The sequence below is a fragment of the Mycobacterium sp. E1747 genome, from assembly GCF_001667775.1.
Lineage (GTDB): Bacteria > Actinomycetota > Actinomycetes > Mycobacteriales > Mycobacteriaceae > Mycobacterium.
This window is the reverse complement of sequence record NZ_LZJI01000062.1, coordinates 1-656: the sequence shown is the minus strand read 5'-3', so window position 1 is coordinate 656 and position 656 is coordinate 1. Positions and strand designations below refer to the sequence as shown.

Genomic DNA, 656 nt, shown 5'->3' with positions numbered 1-656 from the left:
AATCTCGAGCCCGGGATGACACTGCTCGACATCGGTTGCGGCTGGGGCGGAGCGCTGCAGCGGGCGGTCGAGAAGTACGACGTGAACGTCGTGGGGTTGACGTTGTCGGAGAACCAGGCCGAGCACGTGCAGAAGACGTTCGACGAGATGGACACCCCCCGCACCCGACGGGTGCTGTTGGAGGGTTGGGAGAAGTTCCACGAGCCCGTCGACCGCATCGTCTCCATCGGCGCCTTCGAGCACTTCGGCCGCCAGCGCTACGGCCGCTTCTTCAAGATGGCCTACGAGGCGCTGCCATCCGACGGGGTCATGTTGCTGCACACCATCGTTCGCCCGTCCTTCAAGGAGGCCAGGGCGCGAGGCATGGGGCTGACCCACGAGATCGTGCACTTCTCGCAGTTCATCCTGACCGAAATCTTCCCCGGGGGCTGGCTCCCGACCCCCCAGACCGTCGGGGAGTACGCCGTCACGGCCGGCTTCGAGCTGACCCGGGTGCACTCGCTGCAGCTGCACTACGCGCGGACCCTGGAAACGTGGGCGGCCGCCCTCGAGTCGAACCGCGAAAAGGCGATCGCCATCCAGTCGCAAGAGGTCTACGACCGCTACATGAAGTACCTGGTCGGCTGCGCGAAGCTGTTCCGCCAGGGGTACACCGA

General features: G+C 65.7%; 1 protein-coding gene. It reads left to right on the top strand.

The genetic code is table 11. The features are described 5' to 3' along the window. Positions 1–656 (top strand): class I SAM-dependent methyltransferase (locus A5695_RS07040; protein ID WP_068079436.1); only part of this gene is annotated, 656 nt, incomplete at both ends.